A 22,239-nucleotide genomic window follows, 5' to 3' on the forward strand; every position below is an offset into this window, starting at 1 on the left:
TTAGGCCAGCTGGTTCGTCACCCATTGAGCGTTGAGATCGGTGAGCGACGGCACGTGCACCGTGGCGCGCTGTGCCCAGTCTTCACGGCCCTCGCGCACCAGCACGCTCGTGCACCCTGCGGCGAGCGCCGCTTCGAGCCCCACCCGTGAGTCTTCGAAGACGATGCAGCGTTCGGGGGCGATGCCGAGCAGCCCTGCGCCCACGAGGTAGGGGGTGGGGTGGGGTTTGGTGTGGGCGACGTCGTCTGCGGTGACGAAGTGGGCGAACATGCTGAAGTCGAGCTGCGCGGTGATCACATCGACCCAGCGCTTCGTGGAGCTGGTGACGAGGGCGAGGGGAATGCCCGCCCGGGCAAAGTCGGTGAGCAGGGCTTCGGCGCCCGGGCGCCACTGGACGCTGTCTGCGAAGGCCCCCAGCGTCATGCTTTCGAAGAGCTCGCCAAGCGCGGCCGGCGAGTGGGTGAGCCCATACGCGTTGATGAGAAGATCGCTCGCCTGTTCGAGGGTGGCGCCTTCGAGGCTGGCGACGGTGTGATCGTCAACGGTGTGGCCGAGCTGGTGCATGCCCCGGCTGATCGCGTCGAGCCAGGCACGTTCGGTATCGACGAGGGTGCCGTCGAGATCGCACAGCACGGCGAGGGGGTGCGGGGACGGCGTAGATGTGTCGTTCATTGAAACATTACCTCGCAGCCGAGTGGCCCGAGAGCCACGTGTGGGTGAACGCCGATTGAACGTTTCGCGCGGGGTTCAATGCTGGCGCGAACGAGTGCGCACGGCGGTCTATGTCGTGTCCTTTCGGCCCATACGCTGGGTGGGTGACCCCAGTGAAATCCCGCCACGTGCACCGTGATGTGCAGCGTGATCTGCTCGCCCGCATTATCGACGGGGAGTTTGCGCCAGGTACTGCGCTGCCCGCTGAGCTGCGGCTGGCCGAGCACTATGGGGTCGCCCGGGGCACGGTACGCAATGCGTTGGCCGGGCTCGAAGATCGGGGGCTTGTGTCGCCGGTGCAGGGGGCGGGGTGGATCGTGCAGTCGACCCGCCACACGCAGTCATTTGCTGAGCTGCGCTCGTTTGCGCAGTGGGCGCGTAGTAAGGGGATGGCTCCGGGAGGGTTGGTGCATGAGTCGATTGCTGGCGAGGCCACCGCGAGTGAGGCACGCAACCTGCGGGTCGCGCCTCGCAGCCCGGTGCTACGGGTGACCCGGCTGCGCACCCTCGATGGTCGCACCGTGATGCTTGAGCGCACCACCTACCCCGAGTGGATTGCCGAGCGCATCGGTCAGCTGCCCGCCGCTGAGTCGTCGGTGGTTGATGCGTTGCGCACCCAGTTTGGGGTGGCCACGGCACACGCCGATCACGCCATTGATGCGGTGCCCGCCTCGAGCGCTGACGGTGCGCTGCTGGGGGTGCGCCGGTCAAGCCCGCTGTTGCGGGTGCGCCGCACGAGCTTCACGGGTAGCGGGCTCCCCGTTGAGTACGGCGAAGACAGGTATCTGCCCGATACGGTCACGTTTCAGGTGCAGGCGTCGGCCGCGAGCAATCCGCTCACGCGCACCGAGTTCTCGTCGCGGTAGCGGCGCTCAAAACCCGCCAGTGTGCTTACGCTCACCCCGTGTTATCTTCGGGGCATGCACTCTGACGCAGACGCACCATCTGATGCCGGTGAGCGCTATGCGTTCGCCACGTTCACGATGCCCACGCCAGATGGTGCGTTCACGGTGATCACCTCGGCGTACGGTGTGCTCGCCTCGGGGTGGACCCCCGACTTTGCAACACTGCTGCCCCTGGTGCATCAGACACTGCGCCCACAGCCGGCAGACGTGTACGCGCTCGCGCCGACCGAGCTCGAATCAAGCACAGTGTGGCCCGTCGCCGTCGAGGCGCAGGCCGCGGTCACCGCCTATTATGCCGGTGACACGTCGGCGCCCGGCCGCGTCCCCACGATTCAGGCCTCGGGCCCGTTTCGTGAGCACGCGTGGGAGGTGCTTCGCGAGGTGCCCCCCGGCTCCACCGTCACCTACACCGAGTACGCGCAGCGCTCGGGCCGCCCGAAGGCCGTGCGCGCGGCGGCGAGCGCGTGCGCGATGAACGCGGCGGCGCTGTTTGTGCCGTGCCACCGGGTGCTGCGCAGCGACGGTTCACTCGGCGGGTTTCGGTACGGCCTCGCGGTCAAGCAGAGCCTGCTCGGCCGCGAGCAAGCGTAATAGGCGCCAGATGCCACCATCCAGCGGCCAGCGCACAACAGCCAGCGCACCGTTCACCGGTCGGGGGCGCCAATATCCGCGACACATGTTCACGCGATCCGGTGCTTTCAGATAGCTTAGGAAGCACCACACCGCCGTTGGAAGGATCCTCATGGATGACGCTCGCATGCAAGGCCTCGCTGATATCTACCAAGATTTGCACGCCCACCCCGAGCTGAGTTTTGCCGAGGTGCGCACCGCCGCCATCGTCGCGGCGCAACTGCGTGAGCTGGGCTATGAGGTCACCGAGCAGGTGGGCGGCACCGGAGTGGTCGGGGTGCTTGAGCGCGGCGAAGGCCCCACCGTGCTGCTGCGTGCTGACATGGACGGCCTGCCCGTGCGTGAGGAGACCGGGCTGCCCTACGCGAGCGAGGTCGTCGGTATCGGCGATAACGACCAAGAGGTGCCGGTGATGCACGCGTGCGGGCACGATATGCACACGACTGCCCTGTTGGGAGCGTGCGCGCAGCTCGCTTCGCAGGATGATTGGCAGGGCCGCATTCTGGCCGTGTTCCAGCCTGCTGAAGAGAAGGGTGCAGGCGCCCGCGCCATGGTCGATGACGGCCTGTTCACTCGCTTCGGCACCCCCGCAGTGGTGCTCGGCCAGCATGTCGCCCCGCTGCCCGCTGGCGCGATCGGGCTGCGCAGTGGGCCGGCGTTTGCCGCCTCCGATAGCTTGCGCATCACCCTCTACGGCAAGGGCGGCCACGGGTCACGCCCCGAAACCACCGTCGACCCCATCGTGCTCGCCGCCGCAGTGGTGCTGCGCCTGCAGACGATCGTGTCTCGTGAGATCGCCGGCACCGAGACCGTCGTGCTCACAATCGGGTCGATTCACGCGGGCCTCGCCAGCAACATCATTCCCGAGAGCGCCGAGCTGCAGCTCAGCATTCGCACGTTCTCGGCCGATGTTCGCACCCAGGTGCTCGCCGCGGTTGAGCGCATCGTGCGCGGCGAGGCCCTCACCGCCGGCGCCGAGCGTGAGCCCCTCATCGAGTCGCTGCACTCGTTCCCCGCGGTCGTCAACGATGCGGCGGCCGTAGGAGTGCTGCGTGAATCGTTCGCCACGCACCTCGAACGGGTGATGGTCGTCGACCCCGGCGTCGTCACCGGCAGCGAAGACGTGGGCATCCTCGCACAAGAGGCGGGCGCCCCCTGTGCCTACTGGATCTTGGGCGGAGCCAACCCGGCCCTGTTCGCTGGGCTCACCTCGATCACCGAGATCGCGGCCCGCGTGGGCGAGCAGCCCTCCAACCATTCCCCGCAGTACGCCCCCGTGATTCGCCCCACGCTCGATATTGGCGTGCGGGCGCTCGAGACGGCGGCGCGCGCCTGGCTCACGAAGTAACCGCGCGCTAGTCCCCCGCCGGGCGCTGCCGCAGCTTCTTCGTGGCCGAGCGCTGCGTCTTGGCGGCGAGGTGCCGCCGCTTCGATCCCCGCGTGGGTTTCGTGGCGCGGCGCTTCGGCCCGTCGGGCGCGAGCGCGTCACCGACGAGAGCCGCGAGTTTTGCGAGCGCGACCTCGCGGTTACGCAGCTGCGACCGCTGCGCCGACGACGTCACCGTGATGGTGCCCGCGACGAGCCGGCGCTCAAGCTTCTCGAGCAGCCGCTCGCGCTGCGCGTCAGTAAGCGCGGCCGACTCGGCAATGTTCCAGCTCAGCTCAACCCGGCTGTCTGAGGTGTTGACGTGCTGCCCGCCGGGCCCCGACGACCGCGAAAATCGCCATCCCAGCTCACCCGCCGAAATGGTCACCACCCCAGGCACCTCAAGATCCATGCTCTAAGGGTGCCACGAATGCTGGCGCGCCACGTACCACGGGCCAAAGCTGCTCCGGATCGCCCCACCCCGCCCCGTGCGCACCCGAGGGCCGGTGTACGTGGAACAGCTACAGCAGCAACCAGCCGAGCAGCCCGGCCGCGATCACCACGGCCCACGCCGGGCATTTCCAGGCGGTAAGTGCCACGAACGCGGCGGCCGCGAGCACGAGCGTGGGGATGCCCGTGATGCCGGTGGTGAAGACGGGCGTGTAGAGCGCAGCCGCCAGAATACCGACGACGCCGGCGTTCACCCCCATCAGTGCACGCTGCGCCAGCGGCAGCGTGCGAATGCGATCCCAAAACGGCAGCACCCCCACCACGAGCAGCCCGGCGGGCAGGAAGATCGCGACGAGCGCGATCGCCGCCCCAAGCACCCCCGTGGGGCCCTCGGTCGCGACCCCGCCGAGGAACGCCGCGAAGGTAAACAGCGGGCCGGGCACGGCTTGGGCGGCACCGTATCCGGCGAGAAACGCTTCGGGGGTGACGAGCCCGGTGCCCACGGTGTCAGCTTCAAGCAGGGGCAGCACGACGTGGCCACCGCCGAACACGAGCGCGCCCGCGCGGGCGAACACGTTGAAGAGGCCCAGCGCGGCGTTACCCGTCGCGTGGGCGGCGAGCGGCAACACCGTGAGCAGCGCGGCAAACGCGGCGAGGCAGCTGATCGCGAGAGCCTTGGGCACCCGCACCGCGAATGGTTGCGGTGCGGGTGACGCAGCGGGCTGCGGCGCCTCGTGTGGGGAGGCAGTTGATGGGGAAGGTGCAGGCGGGAGGCGATCCGGGGCACGCAGCCAGATCAGCCCCGCAATACCGGCCGCAATGATCGCCGCGACCTGCGCGAGCACGCCGGGCACCAGCAGCACGATCGCGAGGCTGACGACCGCGATCGTGGCCCGCTGCGCATCGGGCGTGAGCGACTTCGCCATGCCGAGCACCGCGTGGGCGACGACGGCGACGGCCGCGGCCTGCAACCCAAGGATCCAGCCGGCGTCAGACAGATCTCCGAGCGCGGTGACGCCGTAGGCAAACAGCAGCAGCAGCATCGCCGAGGGCAGCGTGAACGCAACCCAGGCAGCGATCAGGCCGCGCAGCCCCGCGCGCTGCAGCCCGAGCGCCATGCCCACCTGGCTCGATGCCGGGCCAGGCAGAAACTGGCAGAGCGCGACGAGATCAGCGTAGGCACGATCGTCGAGCCATTTGCGGCGCTCAACAAAGGTCTCTCTGAAGTAGCCCAGGTGCGCGACGGGGCCGCCGAACGCGGTCACCCCGAGCTTCAGAAATGCCCAAAAGACCTCGGTAGCGGTGCCGGGATGGGACGAACGAACTTCAGTCATCCTTCCTATGTTCGCGGGTGAACGCGGCCGCGGCAAGCGCGGCGCGGTGAACAGCGAGCGAACGCTGGTCGATTGGGCAACATCAAGCGGTGGCATGGGTTGGGGACCTAGGTCCCCTGTGGTTTTGCCGTGCCCTGCGTACCGTTAAAGGGTTACTAGCAAACCATGGGGGTTTATTTATCGTGCGTCAACCACTTCTCACCGGGCTGGCAGCTGCTGCCGCGCTGACACTCATTGTGGGGGCTCCGGCGCTCGCCGACGATGCCCCGGGCGAGGGCGCCGATGCGGCCGCCGAGCCCACCGTGACCTCGTTCAGCGTGCCCGCTGATCTTGCCATCGATATTCCGTACGACGTACCTGAGTGGGGTGACTCGGGCAGCCTCACCGGCTCGGGCCTCACCTACGAGACGCCAACGTACCCCATCGCACCCGAGTATGACGGCAATGCTGCGCACCAAACGTTTGCGATGACCGCCGTCGCGGCCGAGGGTTGCGTGCGCACCGTTGACAGCTTTAACTTCGCATACACGCTCGCCACCTATAACTACATGGATCTGGGCTTCGACTCGATTCCCATCTCCGGCGGCATCGCGACCGGCACACCATTGACAGCCCCGCTGGCAGATCACTTCGCAGCGCCGTACACCGACGGTCTCACGATGCTTCCGCTCGTCAACGATCAGGTCACCACCACAGGTGACGGCCACGTGCACTTCGAAACCACGAAGGCCCATGTCGAGTTCGAAACGATGCGCCAAGACCCGGCCCCGCAGTCGGGCACCATGTCCATCGACTACCCCACCGCGGTGGATACGGCCGCAGCTCGCGGCTACATCTCGGTGACGTCGCCGCTCTACGCCTCGTGGCTGATCACCGACGCCTCGTTCACGGTGACCGACACGTGCGCCGCGGTCACCCCGCCGGTCGTCGAGCCGCCAGTGGTTGAGCCGCCGGTAGTTGAGCCGCCCGTTGTCGAACCGCCCGTCGTCGAACCGCCAGTCGTTGGACCGCCGGTGGTAGTCGATCCTTCCGCCACGGTTCCGCCCGCGGTGACGACACCGACCGCTCCCCCGGTACAGCCGGTCGTCGCCCCGAAGACGATTCCCATGGCCAAGACGCTGGCCAATACCGGCGCCGCAGATGATGCTGCGGGTGCAGGCGTTGCCGCGCTGCTCCTGCTGGGGGCCGGAGCATCAGCGATCGCTTTTGCCCGTCGCCGGGCACAGCGCACCGCGTAACCGCTGAGAAGCTCAGGCGCTGAAAACCTGAGCAGCTGCGCATCTCAAAATGCCCGCTGAGGCACCCATGGAACGGGTGCCTCAGCGGGCGTTTGGTATCTAGCGGCTAGCGAGCCTACTTACGGCCGGTGAACTTCTCCATCGAGGAATACACGTTGAAGACCTTGTCGGCGACGAGATCCCACACCCTCGTGGGCAGCACACCGCGCAGCGCCATCGCGAGCTTCACCGTCCACGGCTTGGTGACCATGGGGGTACCCGCGATCATGCCTTCCCATGCAGCACGGGCCGCGCGCACCGGCGTCATGATCGGGGTGAGAAGCGGCCCGCGGGCCCCCTCGAACATGCCCGTCGAGATGAAGCTCGGGCAAAACGTGGTGACCATGATGTGCCGGTTGCCCGTCTTCTCTAGCTCGAGGCGCAGCGATTCGCTCCACCCGATCAGCGCCCACTTCGATGACGCATACACGCTCATGTTGGGGTTCGCGAGGGTGCCGGCGGCCGACGCGATGTTGAGAATGCGCTTGGGTCGTGAGCGGTCGGCGATCATGTCGGGCAGCAGCGCTCGGGCGATCCACATCGGAGCGAGCGAGTTGACGCGCATCGTGAGCTCGATGTCGCGTTCGGGGTCATGCTCCCAAAACAATGAACCGCGCACGATGCCCGCGTTGTTCACCAAAATATCGGGGGCGCCCAGCTCATCGCGGGTGCGCGCGGCTTCACGCGCGACCGCCTCTCGGTCGGCGATGTCGACGATGTAGGCGCGCACTCGCGTAGCGGGGTGCTGGGCTTCGAGTTCGGTGGCAAGCGTTTTAGCTCGTGCTGCGTCAACGTCCCACAATGCAATCGCAGCGGCTCCTTCTTTCGCGGCACGGCGGGCGTACAGTTCACCCATGCCGCGGGCGGCTCCCGTGATAAGTACGACGGCCCCCGCGGTGACGTTGCCGGGGGTGCGCTGCGACGGAGCGCTGGGATGAGACTTCGGCGTCTGGGTCATGCCTTCCACTCTAGTGAGGACCGCAAGTGGAACCGGTAAAGCAAGTAGGCCAGCAACGCATCGCTGTTAAGTTTTGTGTATCTTTTGTATTGAAGTCTCGCACAGAAAGTTGGGTGCCGTTACCCATGACCCCGGTACGTTCCCTCGCCCCCGATCTTGCCCGCGGCTTCATGTTGCTGGGCATCGCGATCGCTAATGTGCCTGTGTATTTATGGGGGCGTGAGTTCTTTCTCGGGCAGACGCATCCGGTCGACGGCAGCGGGCTGGATCGGGCACTTTCGGTGTTCGCCATGCTCACAATCGAGCAGCGGGTGTACCCCATGTTTGCGTTCTTATTTGGGTACGGCATCATGCAGTTCGCCAGCGCTCGCGCGGGAGCAGGGGTGCCCGAACAGGTGGCCCGCCGTATGCTCACGCGCCGCCATCTGTGGCTCATCGTGTTCGGAGCGGTGCACGCTGCATTGCTGTTTACCGGCGACATCCTGGGAGCATACGGGCTTGCCGGCCTCATCATCACCGCGCTCTTCTTCACCGCCCGCGACCGCGCCATCAAGATCACGGTGTGGGTATTCATCGGCCTCGCCGCACTCGGAGCGGTAGCGCTCGGGCTCGCGGGCACTCTGCTCTCCGTACTCGATCCGTCGCTGACAGGCGTGGGGGCAGACGCCGCCGATGCCGAGCTTGAGCTGTTCAATGGCGAATCCAATTATTTACTGAGCCTGCTGATGCGCCTGGTGATCTGGCTGTTTGCAACTCCCGCGGCCGTGATGCAATTGCTTATTCCCGCGGCGATGCTGCTCGGTATGCTCGCCGGCCGTCACAGGTGGCTCGACCAAGCCTCGACCCGCCCAAAGCTGGGCCTGGTTGCCGTGATCGGCATCGGCGTCGGCGTCATCGGGGCGCTTCCCACCGCGCTCATCTATCTGGGGTTCATGCCCGGGTTTGAGAATGCGAGCTGGGTTTTTCTCGGGCTCACATCGATCACGGGCTTCGCCGCGGGCATCGGCTACGCGGCGCTGTTCGGCTTCGTGGGGGCGCGAGTCCTTGCGCGGGCGCAGCGCCACTCCCCACCGTTTGGGCCGTTGCGTCTGCCCTCAGTGTGGCGTGCGGTGGCGGCGGTCGGCCAGCGATCGCTCTCGTTCTATCTGCTGCAATCGCTCATATTTGCCCCGGTGCTCTCGGGCTGGGGCTGGGGCCTGGGCGCTACGATCTCGATGACCGGGGCGTACACGCTGGCCGTCAGTGTGTGGCTATTCTCGGTGGCGATCGCTGCGGTGCTCGACCGCCGCGGCATACGCGGGCCCGCAGAAGTGCTGCTGCGGTCGCTCACGTACCGCGCGGCTCTGCCGCCCCGCACGGCCGTCACGGCTGCCCCGGCTGCTGCGGTGAGTGCCCCGGCGAGAGCCGACTGAGCTGCGAATCAAGCGGCGGCTAACGCGTCGGGATCGCCGCGAGGTACTGGATCGTTGCGCGCACCCGTCGGTGATCGTCGGCCTCAACCGGCAGCCCGAGGGCGTCATAGATGCGTGAGGTGTGGTTCACCACCGACTTTTCGGTGAGCACCAGCTCCCGTGCGATCGCCGCATTGCTGCGGCCCTGCGCAATCAATGCGAGCACCTCGCGTTGCCGCGCGGTGAGGCGTTCGATACCGTTCGACGGCTCTGCCGCATCAGCGCGCGCGATTTTGGCCCGCGATGCCGCGAGCGCGCGCTCGCTCGCGTGGAGTTCGGCGGTGAGCCGCTGCCGATCGAGCACGATGGCCGCGAGGCGCGCGGCTTCATGCACCGGATCAGCATTGGCAATGAGACTCGCATCATAAATAATCGCGCCCACTCGGCGCCCCTCAATTTCTACGTCGACGGCCGCACGGCGCTCGCCCGCGACGGGCAACACCGCGGGTGTTCCAGCGGCGTCGATGTAGGTGTCGCGGTCACCCGCCCAATACACGACCGTGAGGGCCGGGTCCCCCACCGTGCGCGCGAGGGCTTCTTCGACCGCCGTGCGCTCCTGCCCGGCCACTCCCACCCAGTGGCTGAGATCGCCGAGCCCTGCCGCACGCGCAAACCCACCGCGCAGCACACCGAGCGTGAAGGCGACGGGCACGCCGCCGAGCACGGCCAGCTGCAGGGCTCCCCGCACCCAGCCGGGTACGCCGAGCAGCCCTTCAAGCACCCCGCTGCTGAACGGAATAAACAGCACCGCGAAGAACCCGTACGCAAACAACGGAGCCAGCACCCGGCGGCTCGGGGCATCAGCCGCGCGTAACCGACGCACGAGCACCACCGCGGTAGCCACGGTCACGAGCACTCCGATAAAGCTTTGGCAGGTGTCGGCAGCCCTAACGAGGCCCGGAAGCTCGACCACAAACAGCGGGTTGCCTTGTCGTTTCATGAACAGGTAGGCCGGGGCTTGCAAAATGATGGAGTTCACGTATGCCACCAGCACGATCACTCGGGAAGGAACATCACGCACCCGGCCTGAAGGGAAGGCGAGCAGCAAGTGAATCATGACCGCAATCACCAGCGTGGCACACACCGAGCCAATCGCGAGCAGCACGGGTTCGTGCGCAGTGCTGAGCCCGGTTCCTAAGATACCGAGGGTGCCCACCATAATGATCGCTCCGGTCAGGTTGCCTGGCCTCCGCCACCACGCAGTGATCGCAGTGCACAGGTAGACCCCGAACACGACCGTATACAGCAGGAGCGTTGCGGGTTCTGCCTCGCCGATCGAGATCGCCAACACGGCAATTCCTAAAAGCCCAACGGCTATGCCAAAGAACAGCAGCACCAGGTGCAGTGATCGGGCAAGCGGTGACAGCCCCACTAGGGGTGCCTCAAAAGCTCGGTCAGCCCGGCCTCGTCACGAAACCTGGGTTCGGTGCGCAGCCGCGGGTTCACCCCGGCTTTATCGGCGTAGAACTCCCGAATGATATCCATATCGGCGACTACATCGCCCGTCAGCTGTAGCGTCGGCCCGAGCCCCGCGGTCATCGTGGTTTTGTCGGGATAGCCGAGGGTCACCGTCAGGCCAGCGGCCATAGCGATGCGGTAAAAGCCGTTGCGCCAACCGTTACCGCTGCGTGTGCCCTCGGGGGTCACCACCAAGATGAACCGGTCATCTTTACGGGCGCGTTGGGTGACCGCGGCCACCGTGCCCGCGGCGTTTGCACGATCGACCGCAATGCCGCCAAGCCCGCGCATAATCGGGCCAGCAATCCCCCGAAACAGCTCCTTCTTGCCCAGCCAGTGAATCTTCATGCGCGCATCCCACGCGATAGCCAGCATCAGCACAAAGTCGAAGTTTGAGGTGTGGGGTGCGCCCAACAGAATGCGCGGCCCAGTTACCGTCGCGACCTCGCGCTGCAGTTTCCAGGGTGAGAGCGCCCAGAAGAGGTTCGCGAGCCCGCGCCGCACCGCTGTCATGATCATGGGCTCAGCTTAGAGCGCCGCTCCGCGCATACCTATATATAAACGTTCAGCGGGAGGGGCAGCCGCACTCAGCTTGTCAAGTCTCGGGATTCGGCATCCATCTGACAGCTCCCCCATACCGACAATCTTCGCCGGCAGCTCACGGTGTTAGCGCGCCGCAGGTTCGATGCTCTCGCGCTGCCGTGATTGACTCCACGTCACCAGCGGGTGCAGCAGCGAAATGAGCTGGCGGCCAGACGTCGTCAGGGTGTAGCTAATGGACACCGGTGTCGTAGGCTGCACCTCACGCGCGATCAGCCCCTCAAACTCGAGTTCCTTCAGCCGTGCCGCGAGCAGTCTGTCGGAGATTCCGTCAACGAGCGTGCGGTACTCCGAGAACCTGCGGGCGCCTCTGGCCCCCGCCATCAAGATCGCGGCGTTCCACTTGCGGCCCGCGAGTTCGGCCGCCGACTGAAATCTGCGGCATTCCTCTTCATCGATGTGACCAAACTCTACGTTACTCATGCCCACCCCTCGCCACTAACCAATAGTTAGTAAATTACCCTATGCTGGAAACCCTGTCCAAGAGCTGCGATCGTTAGCACATCAACGAAAGTGAGACACTCTTGGTCGACACCATCGGCATTCCCGGAGCTGGCCGCGTGGGCTCTGCCATCGTACGCACCACAATAGCTGCGGGCTACACCGTAAATATTGCCGGATCGGGCCCCGCAAGCGATATTGAGCTGCTGGTCGATATCATCGTTCCCTGAGCACGAGCGATGTTAGCGACTGATGCTGCAGCGTCTACCGACCTTGCCATTGTGGCCGTCCCCCTGCATGAGTTTCGGTCGGTTGAGCCGGCATCCCTGAGCGGCAAAATCGTCATTGACACCATGAACTATTGAGAACCGATCGATGGCTACTTCGCCGAGATTGCTGCCTACGCCGGCCTCAGCAGCAGCGAGGTCGTGAAGCACCATTTCGTCGGCGCTCGGCTCGTGAAGACGCTCAATCACATCGGGTTCGATGCGGTGATATCAGGTTCGCTTGACACCGGTGTTGCGTTCGAGTCGGGCGCTCCCATCTTCGGCGGCTGGTTCGCTGCCACCGAACTCCAAGTCGAGCTCAAGGCCGCACTCCAGATCGCACCCGCAGCTGCCGACAGAACCACTTCGGAGCCGATCAGCGCACAAGCCGCCTAACTGCAGTAATCGGTGCTGAGAACCCTCGCCGTTCTGGCGCCTCAGCGCTCCCCGTATTCCTCACCCCACACATATACAGACACATCGGAGAACCCCATGGAAATTGGCGCCTACAGTTTCGGCGATACCCAGCGCAACGCAGACGGCTCCATGCGCTCCACCGCAGAGGCCGTTCGCAACCTGTTTGATGCCATCGTGCACGCAGACCGGGCTGGCCTCGACTACTTCGGTGTGGGCGAGCACCACACCGTCACAATGCCCGCGTCGTCACCCGGGTCAATGATCGCGGCCGCTGCCGGCGCCACCGAGCGCATCATCCTGGGCAGCGCCGCAAGCATCATCAGCACCGATGATCCGGTGCGTGTGTTTCAGCAGTTCGCCACCGCCGATGCAATCTCGGGTGGTGGCCGCATCGAGATTACGGCCGGGCGTGGGTCGTCCACCGAGACCTTCCCACTCTTTGGCTACGACCTCCGCGACTACGACACCCTGTACGCCGAGAAGCTCGAGCTGCTGATGAAGATCAACAACAGCGACTCCGAGTACCTCACGTGGTCGGGCACCGTGCGTTCAGACATCGACGAGTACGCCGTGGTGCCGCGGCCCACGCAGGCGAAACTTCCCATCTGGCTCGCCACGGGCGGCAACGCATCATCGTCTGCCCGCGCAGGCCGACTGGGACTACCAGTCTCGTACGGCATCATCGGCGGGGAGCCGCACCGCTTCGCCCCGCTCGCCGAGCTCTACCGGCGATCGGCCGCGCAAATGGGGCACGGCCCCGAGACCACCAAGGTCTCGGTTGCTACGCTCGGCCTCGTCGCGCCCACCAAGCAGGAGGCGATGGAGCGTTTCTACCAGGGTTGGGAAAACCTCAATCTTGAGATGGGTAAGCTGCGTGGCTGGGGTGCTCCGCAGCGCAGCCACTTCGAAGCCCAAGCCCACGCCCCCGGCGCTTACTACGTGGGTGACCCCGACGAGGTCGCCGCACGCATTGTGCACCTGCACGGCTATATGGGACACATGCGCCACTTCTTCCAGATGGATATTGGTGGCCTGCCCCATGAGCACTTGCTTGAGTCGATCACGCTGCTCGCCGCCGAGGTGAAGCCGCGCGTCGCGCGCCTGCTCGCGGCGAAGTAATCACATGCCCACGGGGCTCGCCGGGCGATGGAGTGGCGGCGAGTCCCGACGGGTTACGGGCTGAGCTTGGCGTCTTGCTTGGGGATCACTACCTGTTTAATGATCAGCAAGATCGATGCGGTCACGGGGATCGCGATGAGTGCTCCCAGCAGACCCAACAGGGTGCCACCGACGAGCGCGCCGATCACCACGAGTGCGCCGGGCACCGCGATCGCCCGGCTCATCACCTTCGGGGTGAGCACGTATGCCTCAATCTGCATGTATACGAGGTAGATCGCTGCGAACAATAGCGCGGGCAACCAACCGGTGAACAGGGCGACGACAATGGCTACACCCCAGTACAGCACCGACCCCACCAGTGGTATGAGCGTCAGCCCGAACGCAACGACCGCCATCAACGCAGGGAACGGCAACCCCAGCGCAAGATGCAGGATAAAGGCGACCACCGAGTTACAGAAGGCCAGCACCACCATGCCCATCAGATAACTGCCCACCGACTCGGTGATTTGGCCGGTCATTGACGCGACCTGGCGACGGGCATAAGCTGGCGAAAGGCGTGTAAAGCCGGCCTGAATGGCGGGCAGCGAAGCCAGAAAGTAAAGGCTCAGCACCAGCACGATAATCACTCCCGAGATCGTCGAGACGATATCGAAGCCCACCTGCAGCACTCCCTTGCCGATCGCGGCAATGTGCGCAGGTTGGGTTAGAAACGTAGTGACGTCGTTCAGCAGCGTGCTTGCCTCGGTGCCCACCGTATTGTGCACCCAGCCGTACATGGCAGATTTCTGAAACTCGGCTCCCATCTGGGGCAGGTCCTTGATCAACTGCGCCACCTGGTTTGCCACGGCCGGAATCACCAGCAACAGCACCCCCGCCACGAACGCCGCAAACCCGGCGTAGACGGCGACAATGCCCCAAGGCCTCTTCAGCTTGCGGCGTTCGAGTGCGCGCACGACCGGGTCGAGCCCGAGCGCCACAAACAAAGCGAACCCCACGTAAATCAGCACCGTCGACGACTTCGTGACGGCGGTGCCCGCAGCGATCGCCACAAGCCCGCCCAGTGTCAACGCGAAGCCCAACGCATACGGTCGATCGAGCGGCCGCCGCTTCTTCTCCGAAGACACGGCGGCGGCGACATCGCTGTCTATCGCGCTAGCCGGCGATGCAAGCTGGTCGTGCCCCGCAATCGTTTGTGTCTGCTCGCGGTCATCGGTCATGAGATTTCTTCCTATCTGGTTCGGCTCCGGCTTGCCAGCCGTGCGCGAGCGACGAGATATCTCGGCTCAGCCCGGCCCCCAATACCATCCCAATCGAGATGGCGATGAGAGACCCGAACGTTTGTAAAATGGTGCCGGTTGCGCCGGCCTTACCCGAGGCTGCTTCGCTCAGCCCCATGAATCCCATCGCGCCGGGCACCAGCAGCCAGTATGCACAGGTCAGCATCACCGCGAGCGATGGCGCAGATCTCAACCGCCCGGCCAACGTGACCACCGGGATCACGACGAGCGCACCGATGAGCCCCGACAGCTCGGCGCCCACCCACAGGTTGCCAAGCAGCTGCGCCGAATACGCAACCACGAGTGCAAACAGCAGCCACGGCAGTGAGCGTTTGGGGGCCGCAGAAAACAGAAAGTACCCGATGCTCACAAGCAGAATGCCGACCCACGGCGCCCAAGCGCCCAGCTGCACCGGGGTATGCGTGGTCGCGGCAGATTCGCCCGCTACCTGCAACCCCGCGTACACGCCAAATGCCAACAGTCCGAGCCGTGCGATGCCAAACACCATGCGGCTTGCGCCCGCCATCACCTGCCCCGAGGTAAGTTCGACCGCGGCCACGGTGAGCGTCATGCCCGGCAAAAATGACACGAGCGACGGTGCCACCAGCCGCAGCACGTCGTCGTGCACGATGGGTTTCACCACCAGCGCGATCACGATGGTGACGGCAAAAGCGGTGAAGACGGGCAAGATGAGGGAGAGCGTTTTGACGTGGCTTCCCACCTGCACAATGATCCCCACTAACAGGCCCAGGGCGACATACACGGGCAGGGCGGTCGCGGTGGGGTTCAGCACGAGGCCAAATCCGATAGTGAGCAGCGTGTACCCGAGCACCGTCAGTACCGGGCCAAACCGCGAGGGTTCAGCGCTGATCTTGGCGATCTGCGCGACCACTTCGTCGGGCGGGGTGCGTTCTTGAAACGCGGTGCGCACGAGCTGTTCGACGGCGCCAGCTTGGTCGAGCCGCAGGTCATCTTTTGTTGCCGGGAGCATTGCGGTCTGCAGCGGTGTTGTGCCCGGGTCTTCGATCAAGACCACGGTGGGAAGCACAAAAATACGCAGCTCAGGCCTGCCGTATGCGTTCGCGAGATCGATCAGCGTTGATTCAACGTCGCTGGTGGCCTGTTCAGACACCAGCAGCGCCGCCCCAATCTCGCCGATCATGTCGGGCACACGCGCCACTGTGTCGCCAGCTTCGGCGGCAGGCACGGGCGTAGACGACTTGCGCAGCGCCCCCACGGCGCCGCGCAAGCGGCCCGTCAGATCAGCCATTTACGCGCACCCGTGCCCGGTCAAACGTCTCGGCCCTGTCACCCCCGTACACGTCATCATCAGCGATGATGCGAAGCTGCGACGCTGTTTTGATCGCCCCCTCGCGGCTTGAACATTCCAGCTTGCGGTAGAGCGCCTTCAACTGTGATTTGATCGTGTTCGGCGACACATGGAAGGCAGCAGCAATTGACGCGGTAGTGGCGTGCAGCGGCAATGCGTTGAGCACCCGAAGTTCGCTCGGAGTAAGCGCTGGTCGCGTCGTCATCTCGACGTGTGGGAGCCCGCAGGTGGCCGCGTCGAACCTGCGCCGTGGCACTGGGCGCGATCCTCTCCCCCACCGATGCCGTGGCCACCTCGATCGTGCGCAAACTCGGGGTGCCCAAGCGCATCGTAACCGTGTTGGAGGGCGAGAGTCTCGTCAACGACGCCACCGCGCTTGTGCTGCTGCGCACCGGCATCGTCGCGGCCGCCGCCGGGTTCTCGTTCATCACCACCCTCGGCACCTTCGCGTGGGCAGTGGTGTGCGCGGTCGTGGTGGGGGCGCTCGCCGGGGCCCTCGCGCTGCGGCTGCGCGCCTGGATCACAAGCCCCACTGCGAACACCGCGCTCGGCCTCACCGTGCCGTTTCTCGCCTTTCTGCCGTCAGAGGCACTGGGCGGCTCTGGCCTGGTCGCCGCCGTCATCGCCGGCGTCGTGTGCGGGCAGGGGTCGCTTCGCTGGCTCACCCCCGAACAACGTATGTCAGACAAACTCAACTGGCGCACCGTCGAGTTCTTGTTTGAGGGGGCCGTATTTCTCATCATGGGGCTCGAGCTCTTTGGCATCGTTGAGAACAACCTCGCCGCCAATGAGGGCATCTTCAAGGGCATGGGCATCGCGGCCCTCGCGTTTGTCATCATCATCGTCGTGCGCGCCCTCTATGTGCTGCCGATGCTCAAGATTCATACCTCACGCGTGAAACGTACGGCGCAGCTCAGATTCGCTGCTCGCGCCGCTGGCCGCGCCGCAGCCCACGACAGCGACGACGCCGCGAAAGCCTCACCGTTGGCCGCGCTTCCCGGGGCTGACCGGGTCACCCAACACCGACATAGCCCCAAGCGTTTGGGGCGGATGCGCGCCGACATCGACTACTTCGATGCGTCGCCGCTCACCTGGCGGCACAACACCGTCATCATCTGGGCGGGCATGCGCGGCGCGGTCACCCTCGCCGCAGCCCAAACGCTGCCCCGCGATACCCCACAGTGGGATCTGCTCGTGTTCATCGCCTTTCTGGTGGCGATCTCGAGCCTGCTTATTCAGGGACTCACGCTTCCATTCTTGGTGCGGGCCCTCGGCCTGCGCAAACCCGGCGGCACCAGCGCCCCGCATGCCGAGATTCGCAAAATCGATCACACCCTGCGCAAAGCCGCCCAGGCAGCGATCGACGGCGGGGCTTTGAAACGCCCCAACCAGCAGGATTTCTCACCCGAAATGTATGCGCAACCCGTTTCGGTGTTGATCGCCCAGTTTGACCCGGCGAAGGGGCAAAAGCCGCGCGAACTCTTCGAGTTCGAGCTCGCTCTCATCAAGGTGATGCGCACCCGGTTACACGAGGTGGGCCGCTCGGGGCGGCACAGCACAAGTGCTTTGAGATATGTACTCGACGAGCTCGACGCCTATGAGATCAGCGTCAAGCTCCACTTAGAAAGCGAGCAGTAATGTCTGAAATGGCATCGGCGCCGGTGCTGGGCATCGGCCTCGCCATCGCATCGGCGACCGCGCTGGCCATCGGCAATATGTTACAAGCCAAGGGCGTACACGAAATCGAAGACGCCGCCTCAAACGGGGCCAACGGCTCAAAATTCGTAAACCTGGTGCGCAACCACATTTGGTTACTGGGCGCGGTCTTGCTGGGCATCTCGATCCTGTTTCAGATGGGCAGCCTCGCGTTTGCACCGTTGATGGTGGTGCAACCGTTGGGCGTGGTCGCCCTCGTCATCACGGTGCTGGCGACCTCGCTGATTTCGAAGCGCACCCCGACGGTGCGGGTGGTACGCTCCATCGTCATCTGCGTCGTAGGAGTGGCCGGGTTTGTGACGGTCGCGGCCATGGTCACCACCCAGCATCCCATCACCAATACACAGCTCGTCGCAGTACTCGCGGTGCTCGGCGGGGTTTTGCTCGCCACCGGCATCATCTTGGCGCTGGGCCGTCACCGGCGTTCGGTACCGCTGCTGTGGGTGCTGCTGGGCGGCGTCTACTCAGCATTCGTGGCGACCCTTGGCAAGACCGTGATTTTGCGCGTGCAGGCGGTACTGAAGTCGCACGAGTTTCATCTGAACACCGCCAACATACTGACGCTCGGCTGCCTCATCGGCATTGCAGTGGCCGGGCTCCTGTCGATCTACTTTGTGCAGCGCGCACACATCGGCAACCGCCCCGAGGTCGTGGTGGCCGGGCTCACCGTGATCGACCCGGCCATTGCCGTGGTGCTCAGCATCACCATTCTCGGCGAGGCCAGCGGCGCACCCGTGTGGGCGGTCATCGTATTTATCGTCGCGGGCGCGACGGCGATCGGTGGTGTGTTCGCGCTGTCGAACGCCGAGGGAGTCACCACTGATCCGGCACAAGATAGGCCATTGACACAAGACCTGAGTTAGATCAGCGAGGCCGATCTCAGTCCACACAATACAGCGGGCCGGGCGCATTCAATGCGCCCGGCCCGCTGTTGTCGTCGCACTACTTGACGAGACGCTCGCGCATCTCGTTCAGGTTGGCGTCGTTGAGCCCGCCAGAGCGCAGGTAGTCGGCGCTCGTGCCGTGGTTTTCGTCGACCCAGCTGAGGGCCTGCTCGATGGCCTCGGGCGGCGTGCCCGTGATGAGGGTGCGCAGCGCCGGGGTGACCGGCAGCCCCATCTTTGTCACTTGGGCGAGCATGCCGTCGGCCCAGGGGCCCGCCAGGTGCTCTTGTGATGAGGCGTAATCGGCGATGATCGCGTCGCGGTCGGCGCCCACGGCGTCGAGCATCAGCGCGGTGGCGACACCGGTGCGGTCTTTACCTGCGGTGCAGTGCACGAGCACCGCGGTGCGGGCTTCGCTGGAAGATACCGCGATGAGCTGCGCGACCTCAGCGAACTGTGCCGCACCGCCCGCCAGCATGCCGGTGTACAGCGCACCCAACGTCGGCATACTGCTGAGCGCCTGCTCGATGTCGGCCTGGGCAGGAGCCGCACCGCTCGAAATAAGCTGCTGCGTCATGTCATTCATGGCGCCCTGCAGCAGGGCGAGCTCTACCGTCTTGAACGGTCGGGCATCGGGCAGGCGATCGGGATCGGCCTGCCGCTCAGCATCGGTGCGAAAGTCGACCACGACCCCGATATCGGTCGCGGCAAGCGCGCCGATTCCGTTCGGGGTCAGCCCACCCAGCGCAGCCGAGCGGTAGAGCACGCCGGCCCGCGTGACTCCGCCACCGGCAATCGGCATCCCCCCGATGTCGCGAAAGTTGTACAGCCCCTCGATGGTCACGGGTTACGCTCCCTGACGCAGTTTCGCGCCAAAGGTGATGGCGCGCACGATGTTCATGATGCCGAGCACTGCGAGCGTGATGCCCAAGAGCCACCACAGCACCACGACGCCCGCCAGCGGGGAGAAGATCAGCCACAGGCCAGCAAAGATGCTGATGAGGGCGAAGATGATCGACCAGATTTTTGATCCGGCATCGGCCAGCGTCGACAGCGCCACGATGCCTTCCATCAGCCACATCACGCCCACGAGCACGCCCACGAAGATGGCGAGCCACGCGGTCGTCTGCGCGAGGTTGGCGAAGGCAACGACGCCAGCGATCACGAAGATGAGGCCCAGCAGAATGTGGCCGACGCGTGACCAGCCGCCGCGCGCCTTGCTGAAGACACCGAGGCAGGCGTACACGATGCCGGCGATGATGGCGTAGAGGCCCACGATCACGGCGACCACCATGGCAGACTTGCCCGGCAGGGCCAGGATCAAAATGCCGACGATCAGGGCGATGACACCGCCGACGGCCAGTGCGGTGCGAATGCCGGTGACGGCTCGAAGCGGAGCAGTTTGAGGAATGGTCATGTCTAGCCCTCTTTGTTTCGGTCAGAAATCAGTACAGTACTCTTAAGCATGCTGACCTGGCCGCTTCGATGTGAGGCAGAGTGAAAAAGGTCACCCAGGCCGTCACCCGCTGCGTCACACGCGTGTGATCGCGAGCGGGCGCGGCAGCTGCGAGAGCGAGCTGTGGCTACGCCCCTATGCGGGCAGCGGTGCAGTGGCTGGGCCGCTGTCGCTGCCACCGTTGCTATCAGTGGTAGCGGTGCCCACGGCGCTCGCCGGCTCCTCACCGTCGCCATCGCGCTCCTCACGATACTGGCGCACGGTCGTCACCGCTTTTTGCAGGGCCGACATCACGGGCGGGCCGAGCACCATGCCCAGTACGCCAGCGACCACGCCGCCGCCGATCGTAGCGACCAGCACCATCACTGGGTGCAGTTTCAGCGATGATCCGAGTGCCCACGACAGCACCACGTTTTGGATCGGGCCGTTCGACACCAGCAGACTCAGGGTGACGATCAGCGCGGCCGATGGGCCACCAAAACCGAACGCGATGAGCACCGCGAACCCGGCGGTGAGCCAGGCCCCCACAAATGGAATGAACGACAATATGAAGTAGAGAATGATCGTGGGGATCACGAGCGGAATCCCCAGCACCAGCAGCGGGATCACGAAGATCGGGCCCGTAATGAGGGCGGTGAGCGCGGTGCCGCTGAAGTAGCCGCGCAGTGACTGGCGCACATTGGCATCGATCTCGGTGACGAGCTGCTCATCGCGGCCGGTGACCCGGGCCAGCCAGGCCGGAAATACGCGGCCGTCGCGCAGCACAAAGAACAAGAAGTAGAGCGCGAAGAACGAGCCAACGGCAAACGACACGGCCCCGTATACGGCGCCCGTCACGAGGCCCATGGCCCCGCTGCCTGCCACCGACAGGTATTCGATGCCGGTTTTGCGCAGCTGTTCGATCCACACCGCATCAATATCAAGCGTGTGCAGCCATTCCAGCACGTACACCCACCCGCGCATCAGCTGCTGCGAGATCTCGGGGATCTGCTGCACGAACCCGCGCACCACAATCGCCACGATCCCCACCGCGAGGGCCGTCGCGACGATGAGCACGACGGCGGCGGCAAGGGGGCGGGGCACCTTGCGGTTCGCGAGCCACGTCACCACCGGTTCAAGCACGGTCCCCAAAATGACCGCGATGATCAACGGCACGAGGATCCCGCTGAGCGCGCTGATACCGCCCGCAATCACGACGGCCAGCACGATCACGCCCACCGCTGACCAGCTCACGATGCCCAGCTTGCGCACCCTGCTGAACTCGGTGCTGCTGTGCTGCGTGCGCGCATTGGCAGCGCGCGTTCCTGACTCGTCAGCCGTTGACATGTCACTCCCGATAATTACGGCCGCGTGGCCTATTGGCGGTGCTGGTCTCACCGCAACCTTTCTGCCCAGCCTAGGGCTTGCTGGGTCGCGAGCGCACGCGGGCGGGCGGGCGGGGTTGTGATCCGGATCAAAGAACGACCCATCCAGCCCACAGCCACAGCATTGCCTCGGCAAAGTTCACCCCCTGGACACCCTCCATTCACCTCCATAGGGTGGACTGGAAGGGCCAGCGAGTTTTTTCGCTGCGCACGAACCGAAAGGATGAACCATATGAAGATCGGACGCGTTCTCGCCGTGACCGCCGTGACCGGGCTCATGCTGACTGCTTTGCCCGTCGCCGCTCACGCAGACGATGTGACTCGCAGCGGTAGTTACACCGTGAGTTCGAGCAAGACCATTGACGGCGACCTCATCGTCAGCGGTGGCTCGGTCACCATCAACGGCACCGTCAAGGGCAACGTTCGCCAAAAGGGCGGCGGCTCAGTCACCGTCGGCAAGAAGGGCACCGTCGAGGGCAACCTCGTCGAGTCGGGCACCGGCAACGTGCTCGTGTACGGCACCGTTGAGGGCAACGTTGAAGAGTACGGTAACGGCAGCGTTACCGTGTACAGCATTGGCCTGGTCGACGGCAACATTTATGAGAAGGGCGCCGGCAATGTGTCCGTGCGCGGCTCAGTCGAAGGCAACGTTGAAGAGTACAGCACGGGTCACGTGCGCCTCTACGGCACTGCGCGGGTCGACGGCAACGTCACCGAGCGCAAGGCCGGCAATCTCTATGTCACCCGCGGCGCACAGGTCGAGGGCGATATTTCTGAAACCGGGTCAGGCAAGCGCGTCAACCGCTAGTTTGCTGCCCAGTCGGCCCGA

At 65.1% G+C, this 22,239-nt stretch carries 25 protein-coding genes; 12 read left to right on the plus strand and 13 right to left on the minus strand.

The window, feature by feature from the left end; all coding sequences use genetic code 11:
• The gene (locus JOF28_RS05585; protein WP_209704872.1) at nucleotides 1-672 is read right to left on the minus strand and encodes an HAD family hydrolase; all 672 of its coding nucleotides are present in this window, start codon (nucleotides 670-672) and stop codon (nucleotides 1-3) included.
• A 143-nt stretch (nucleotides 673-815) separates the two neighbouring features.
• On the opposite strand from JOF28_RS05585, the gene JOF28_RS05590 reads away from it, so the two are divergent.
• From JOF28_RS05590 to JOF28_RS05600, 3 genes are all read left to right on the plus strand, one after another.
• Complete coding sequence (locus JOF28_RS05590; protein ID WP_342452094.1) at nucleotides 816-1,577, plus strand: GntR family transcriptional regulator; 762 nt, start codon at nucleotides 816-818, stop codon at nucleotides 1,575-1,577.
• Nucleotides 1,578-1,631: 54 nt separating this feature from the next.
• Entirely contained in the window at nucleotides 1,632-2,207 is a 576-nt protein-coding gene (locus tag JOF28_RS05595) for a methylated-DNA--[protein]-cysteine S-methyltransferase (protein WP_209704874.1), read from the plus strand.
• Between the two features lie 151 nt (nucleotides 2,208-2,358).
• Nucleotides 2,359-3,594 carry an amidohydrolase gene (locus JOF28_RS05600; RefSeq protein WP_245189879.1) on the plus strand — a complete coding sequence of 412 codons (1,236 nt, stop codon included), beginning with the start codon at nucleotides 2,359-2,361 and terminating at the stop codon, nucleotides 3,592-3,594.
• Nucleotides 3,595-3,601: 7 nt separating this feature from the next.
• Here the strand turns inward: JOF28_RS05600 and arfB are convergent, their stop codons facing one another.
• Both arfB and chrA read right to left on the minus strand, forming a co-directional pair.
• The gene (gene arfB, locus JOF28_RS05605; protein WP_209704875.1) at nucleotides 3,602-4,024 is read right to left on the minus strand and encodes an alternative ribosome rescue aminoacyl-tRNA hydrolase ArfB; all 423 of its coding nucleotides are present in this window, start codon (nucleotides 4,022-4,024) and stop codon (nucleotides 3,602-3,604) included.
• A gap of 109 nt (nucleotides 4,025-4,133) precedes the next feature.
• Nucleotides 4,134-5,396, minus strand: coding sequence for a chromate efflux transporter (gene chrA / locus JOF28_RS05610; protein ID WP_209704876.1), 1,263 nt, complete (start codon nucleotides 5,394-5,396; stop codon nucleotides 4,134-4,136).
• Nucleotides 5,397-5,578: 182 nt separating this feature from the next.
• Here chrA and JOF28_RS05615 point away from each other — a divergent pair, with 182 nt between their 5' ends.
• Nucleotides 5,579-6,634, plus strand: a complete 1,056-nt coding sequence (locus tag JOF28_RS05615; protein WP_209704877.1) for a hypothetical protein — start codon at nucleotides 5,579-5,581, stop codon at nucleotides 6,632-6,634.
• A gap of 115 nt (nucleotides 6,635-6,749) precedes the next feature.
• Here JOF28_RS05615 and JOF28_RS05620 read toward each other — a convergent pair whose 3' ends face one another.
• On the minus strand, nucleotides 6,750-7,631 hold the full coding sequence (locus JOF28_RS05620) for an SDR family NAD(P)-dependent oxidoreductase (RefSeq protein ID WP_209704878.1): 882 nt from the start codon (nucleotides 7,629-7,631) through the stop codon (nucleotides 6,750-6,752).
• Nucleotides 7,632-7,756: 125 nt separating this feature from the next.
• Between JOF28_RS05620 and JOF28_RS05625 the strand changes: the two genes are divergently transcribed.
• Nucleotides 7,757-9,043 (plus strand): DUF418 domain-containing protein, encoded by a 1,287-nt coding sequence (locus JOF28_RS05625; protein WP_245189880.1) that lies wholly within the window; start codon nucleotides 7,757-7,759, stop codon nucleotides 9,041-9,043.
• Nucleotides 9,044-9,062: 19 nt separating this feature from the next.
• On the opposite strand, the gene JOF28_RS05630 is transcribed toward JOF28_RS05625, so the two are convergent.
• From JOF28_RS05630 to JOF28_RS05640, 3 genes are all read right to left on the minus strand, one after another.
• Nucleotides 9,063-10,454 (minus strand): helix-turn-helix transcriptional regulator, encoded by a 1,392-nt coding sequence (locus tag JOF28_RS05630; protein WP_342452095.1) that lies wholly within the window; start codon nucleotides 10,452-10,454, stop codon nucleotides 9,063-9,065.
• Nucleotides 10,454-11,059 carry a 1-acyl-sn-glycerol-3-phosphate acyltransferase gene (locus JOF28_RS05635; RefSeq protein WP_209704879.1) on the minus strand — a complete coding sequence of 202 codons (606 nt, stop codon included), beginning with the start codon at nucleotides 11,057-11,059 and terminating at the stop codon, nucleotides 10,454-10,456. The genes JOF28_RS05630 and JOF28_RS05635 overlap by 1 nt, the downstream gene beginning before the upstream one ends.
• A 147-nt stretch (nucleotides 11,060-11,206) precedes the next feature.
• Complete coding sequence (locus JOF28_RS05640; RefSeq protein WP_209704880.1) at nucleotides 11,207-11,563, minus strand: winged helix-turn-helix transcriptional regulator; 357 nt, start codon at nucleotides 11,561-11,563, stop codon at nucleotides 11,207-11,209.
• A 101-nt stretch (nucleotides 11,564-11,664) separates the two neighbouring features.
• On the opposite strand from JOF28_RS05640, the gene JOF28_RS05645 reads away from it, so the two are divergent.
• The 4 genes from JOF28_RS05645 (at nucleotide 11,665) to JOF28_RS05660 (ending at nucleotide 13,383) form a co-directional block, all read left to right on the plus strand.
• The gene (locus JOF28_RS05645; protein ID WP_209704881.1) at nucleotides 11,665-11,811 is read left to right on the plus strand and encodes a hypothetical protein; all 147 of its coding nucleotides are present in this window, start codon (nucleotides 11,665-11,667) and stop codon (nucleotides 11,809-11,811) included.
• Between the two features lie 9 nt (nucleotides 11,812-11,820).
• Nucleotides 11,821-11,946 carry an NAD(P)-binding domain-containing protein gene (locus tag JOF28_RS14915; RefSeq protein ID WP_209704882.1) on the plus strand — a complete coding sequence of 42 codons (126 nt, stop codon included), beginning with the start codon at nucleotides 11,821-11,823 and terminating at the stop codon, nucleotides 11,944-11,946.
• A gap of 63 nt (nucleotides 11,947-12,009) precedes the next feature.
• A complete protein-coding gene (locus JOF28_RS05655) occupies nucleotides 12,010-12,243 on the plus strand; it encodes a hypothetical protein (RefSeq protein ID WP_209704883.1) in 234 nt (77 codons plus the stop codon).
• A gap of 96 nt (nucleotides 12,244-12,339) precedes the next feature.
• Nucleotides 12,340-13,383: an LLM class flavin-dependent oxidoreductase gene (locus JOF28_RS05660; protein ID WP_209704884.1), complete on the plus strand. Its 1,044-nt coding sequence runs from the start codon at nucleotides 12,340-12,342 to the stop codon at nucleotides 13,381-13,383.
• 53 nt (nucleotides 13,384-13,436) lie between these two features.
• Here JOF28_RS05660 and JOF28_RS05665 read toward each other — a convergent pair whose 3' ends face one another.
• The 3 genes from JOF28_RS05665 to JOF28_RS05675 are packed head-to-tail and all read right to left on the minus strand — an operon-like array spanning nucleotide 13,437 to nucleotide 16,195.
• The gene (locus JOF28_RS05665; protein WP_209704885.1) at nucleotides 13,437-14,600 is read right to left on the minus strand and encodes an AI-2E family transporter; all 1,164 of its coding nucleotides are present in this window, start codon (nucleotides 14,598-14,600) and stop codon (nucleotides 13,437-13,439) included.
• Complete coding sequence (locus JOF28_RS05670; protein WP_209704886.1) at nucleotides 14,590-15,930, minus strand: threonine/serine exporter family protein; 1,341 nt, start codon at nucleotides 15,928-15,930, stop codon at nucleotides 14,590-14,592. Before JOF28_RS05670 ends, JOF28_RS05665 begins: the two co-directional genes overlap by 11 nt.
• Nucleotides 15,923-16,195 (minus strand): response regulator transcription factor, encoded by a 273-nt coding sequence (locus JOF28_RS05675; RefSeq protein ID WP_209704887.1) that lies wholly within the window; start codon nucleotides 16,193-16,195, stop codon nucleotides 15,923-15,925. Before JOF28_RS05675 ends, JOF28_RS05670 begins: the two co-directional genes overlap by 8 nt.
• Nucleotides 16,196-16,239: 44 nt before the next feature.
• On the opposite strand from JOF28_RS05675, the gene JOF28_RS05680 reads away from it, so the two are divergent.
• Together JOF28_RS05680 and JOF28_RS05685 are read left to right on the plus strand one after the other, a co-directional pair.
• Nucleotides 16,240-17,628 carry a cation:proton antiporter gene (locus JOF28_RS05680; protein WP_209704888.1) on the plus strand — a complete coding sequence of 463 codons (1,389 nt, stop codon included), beginning with the start codon at nucleotides 16,240-16,242 and terminating at the stop codon, nucleotides 17,626-17,628.
• Entirely contained in the window at nucleotides 17,628-18,569 is a 942-nt protein-coding gene (locus JOF28_RS05685; protein ID WP_209704889.1) for a DMT family protein, read from the plus strand. The genes JOF28_RS05680 and JOF28_RS05685 overlap by 1 nt, the downstream gene beginning before the upstream one ends.
• Before the next feature lie 79 nt (nucleotides 18,570-18,648).
• On the opposite strand, the gene JOF28_RS05690 is transcribed toward JOF28_RS05685, so the two are convergent.
• The 3 genes from JOF28_RS05690 to JOF28_RS05700 all read right to left on the minus strand — a co-directional run bounded on the left by JOF28_RS05690 (nucleotide 18,649) and on the right by JOF28_RS05700 (nucleotide 21,372).
• Nucleotides 18,649-19,434, minus strand: a complete 786-nt coding sequence (locus JOF28_RS05690) for a tyrosine-protein phosphatase (protein ID WP_209704890.1) — start codon at nucleotides 19,432-19,434, stop codon at nucleotides 18,649-18,651.
• 3 nt (nucleotides 19,435-19,437) lie between these two features.
• A complete protein-coding gene (locus tag JOF28_RS05695; protein WP_209704891.1) occupies nucleotides 19,438-20,007 on the minus strand; it encodes an HdeD family acid-resistance protein in 570 nt (189 codons plus the stop codon).
• Nucleotides 20,008-20,181: 174 nt separating this feature from the next.
• Complete coding sequence (locus JOF28_RS05700; protein ID WP_209704892.1) at nucleotides 20,182-21,372, minus strand: AI-2E family transporter; 1,191 nt, start codon at nucleotides 21,370-21,372, stop codon at nucleotides 20,182-20,184.
• Between the two features lie 270 nt (nucleotides 21,373-21,642).
• Here JOF28_RS05700 and JOF28_RS05705 point away from each other — a divergent pair, with 270 nt between their 5' ends.
• Nucleotides 21,643-22,218 (plus strand): bactofilin family protein, encoded by a 576-nt coding sequence (locus tag JOF28_RS05705; protein ID WP_209704893.1) that lies wholly within the window; start codon nucleotides 21,643-21,645, stop codon nucleotides 22,216-22,218.
• The last annotated feature ends 21 nt before the right edge of the window (nucleotides 22,219-22,239 follow it).

The sequence above is a fragment of the Leucobacter exalbidus genome (genome assembly GCF_017834145.1).
GTDB classification, from domain to species: Bacteria; Actinomycetota; Actinomycetes; order Actinomycetales; family Microbacteriaceae; genus Leucobacter; species Leucobacter exalbidus.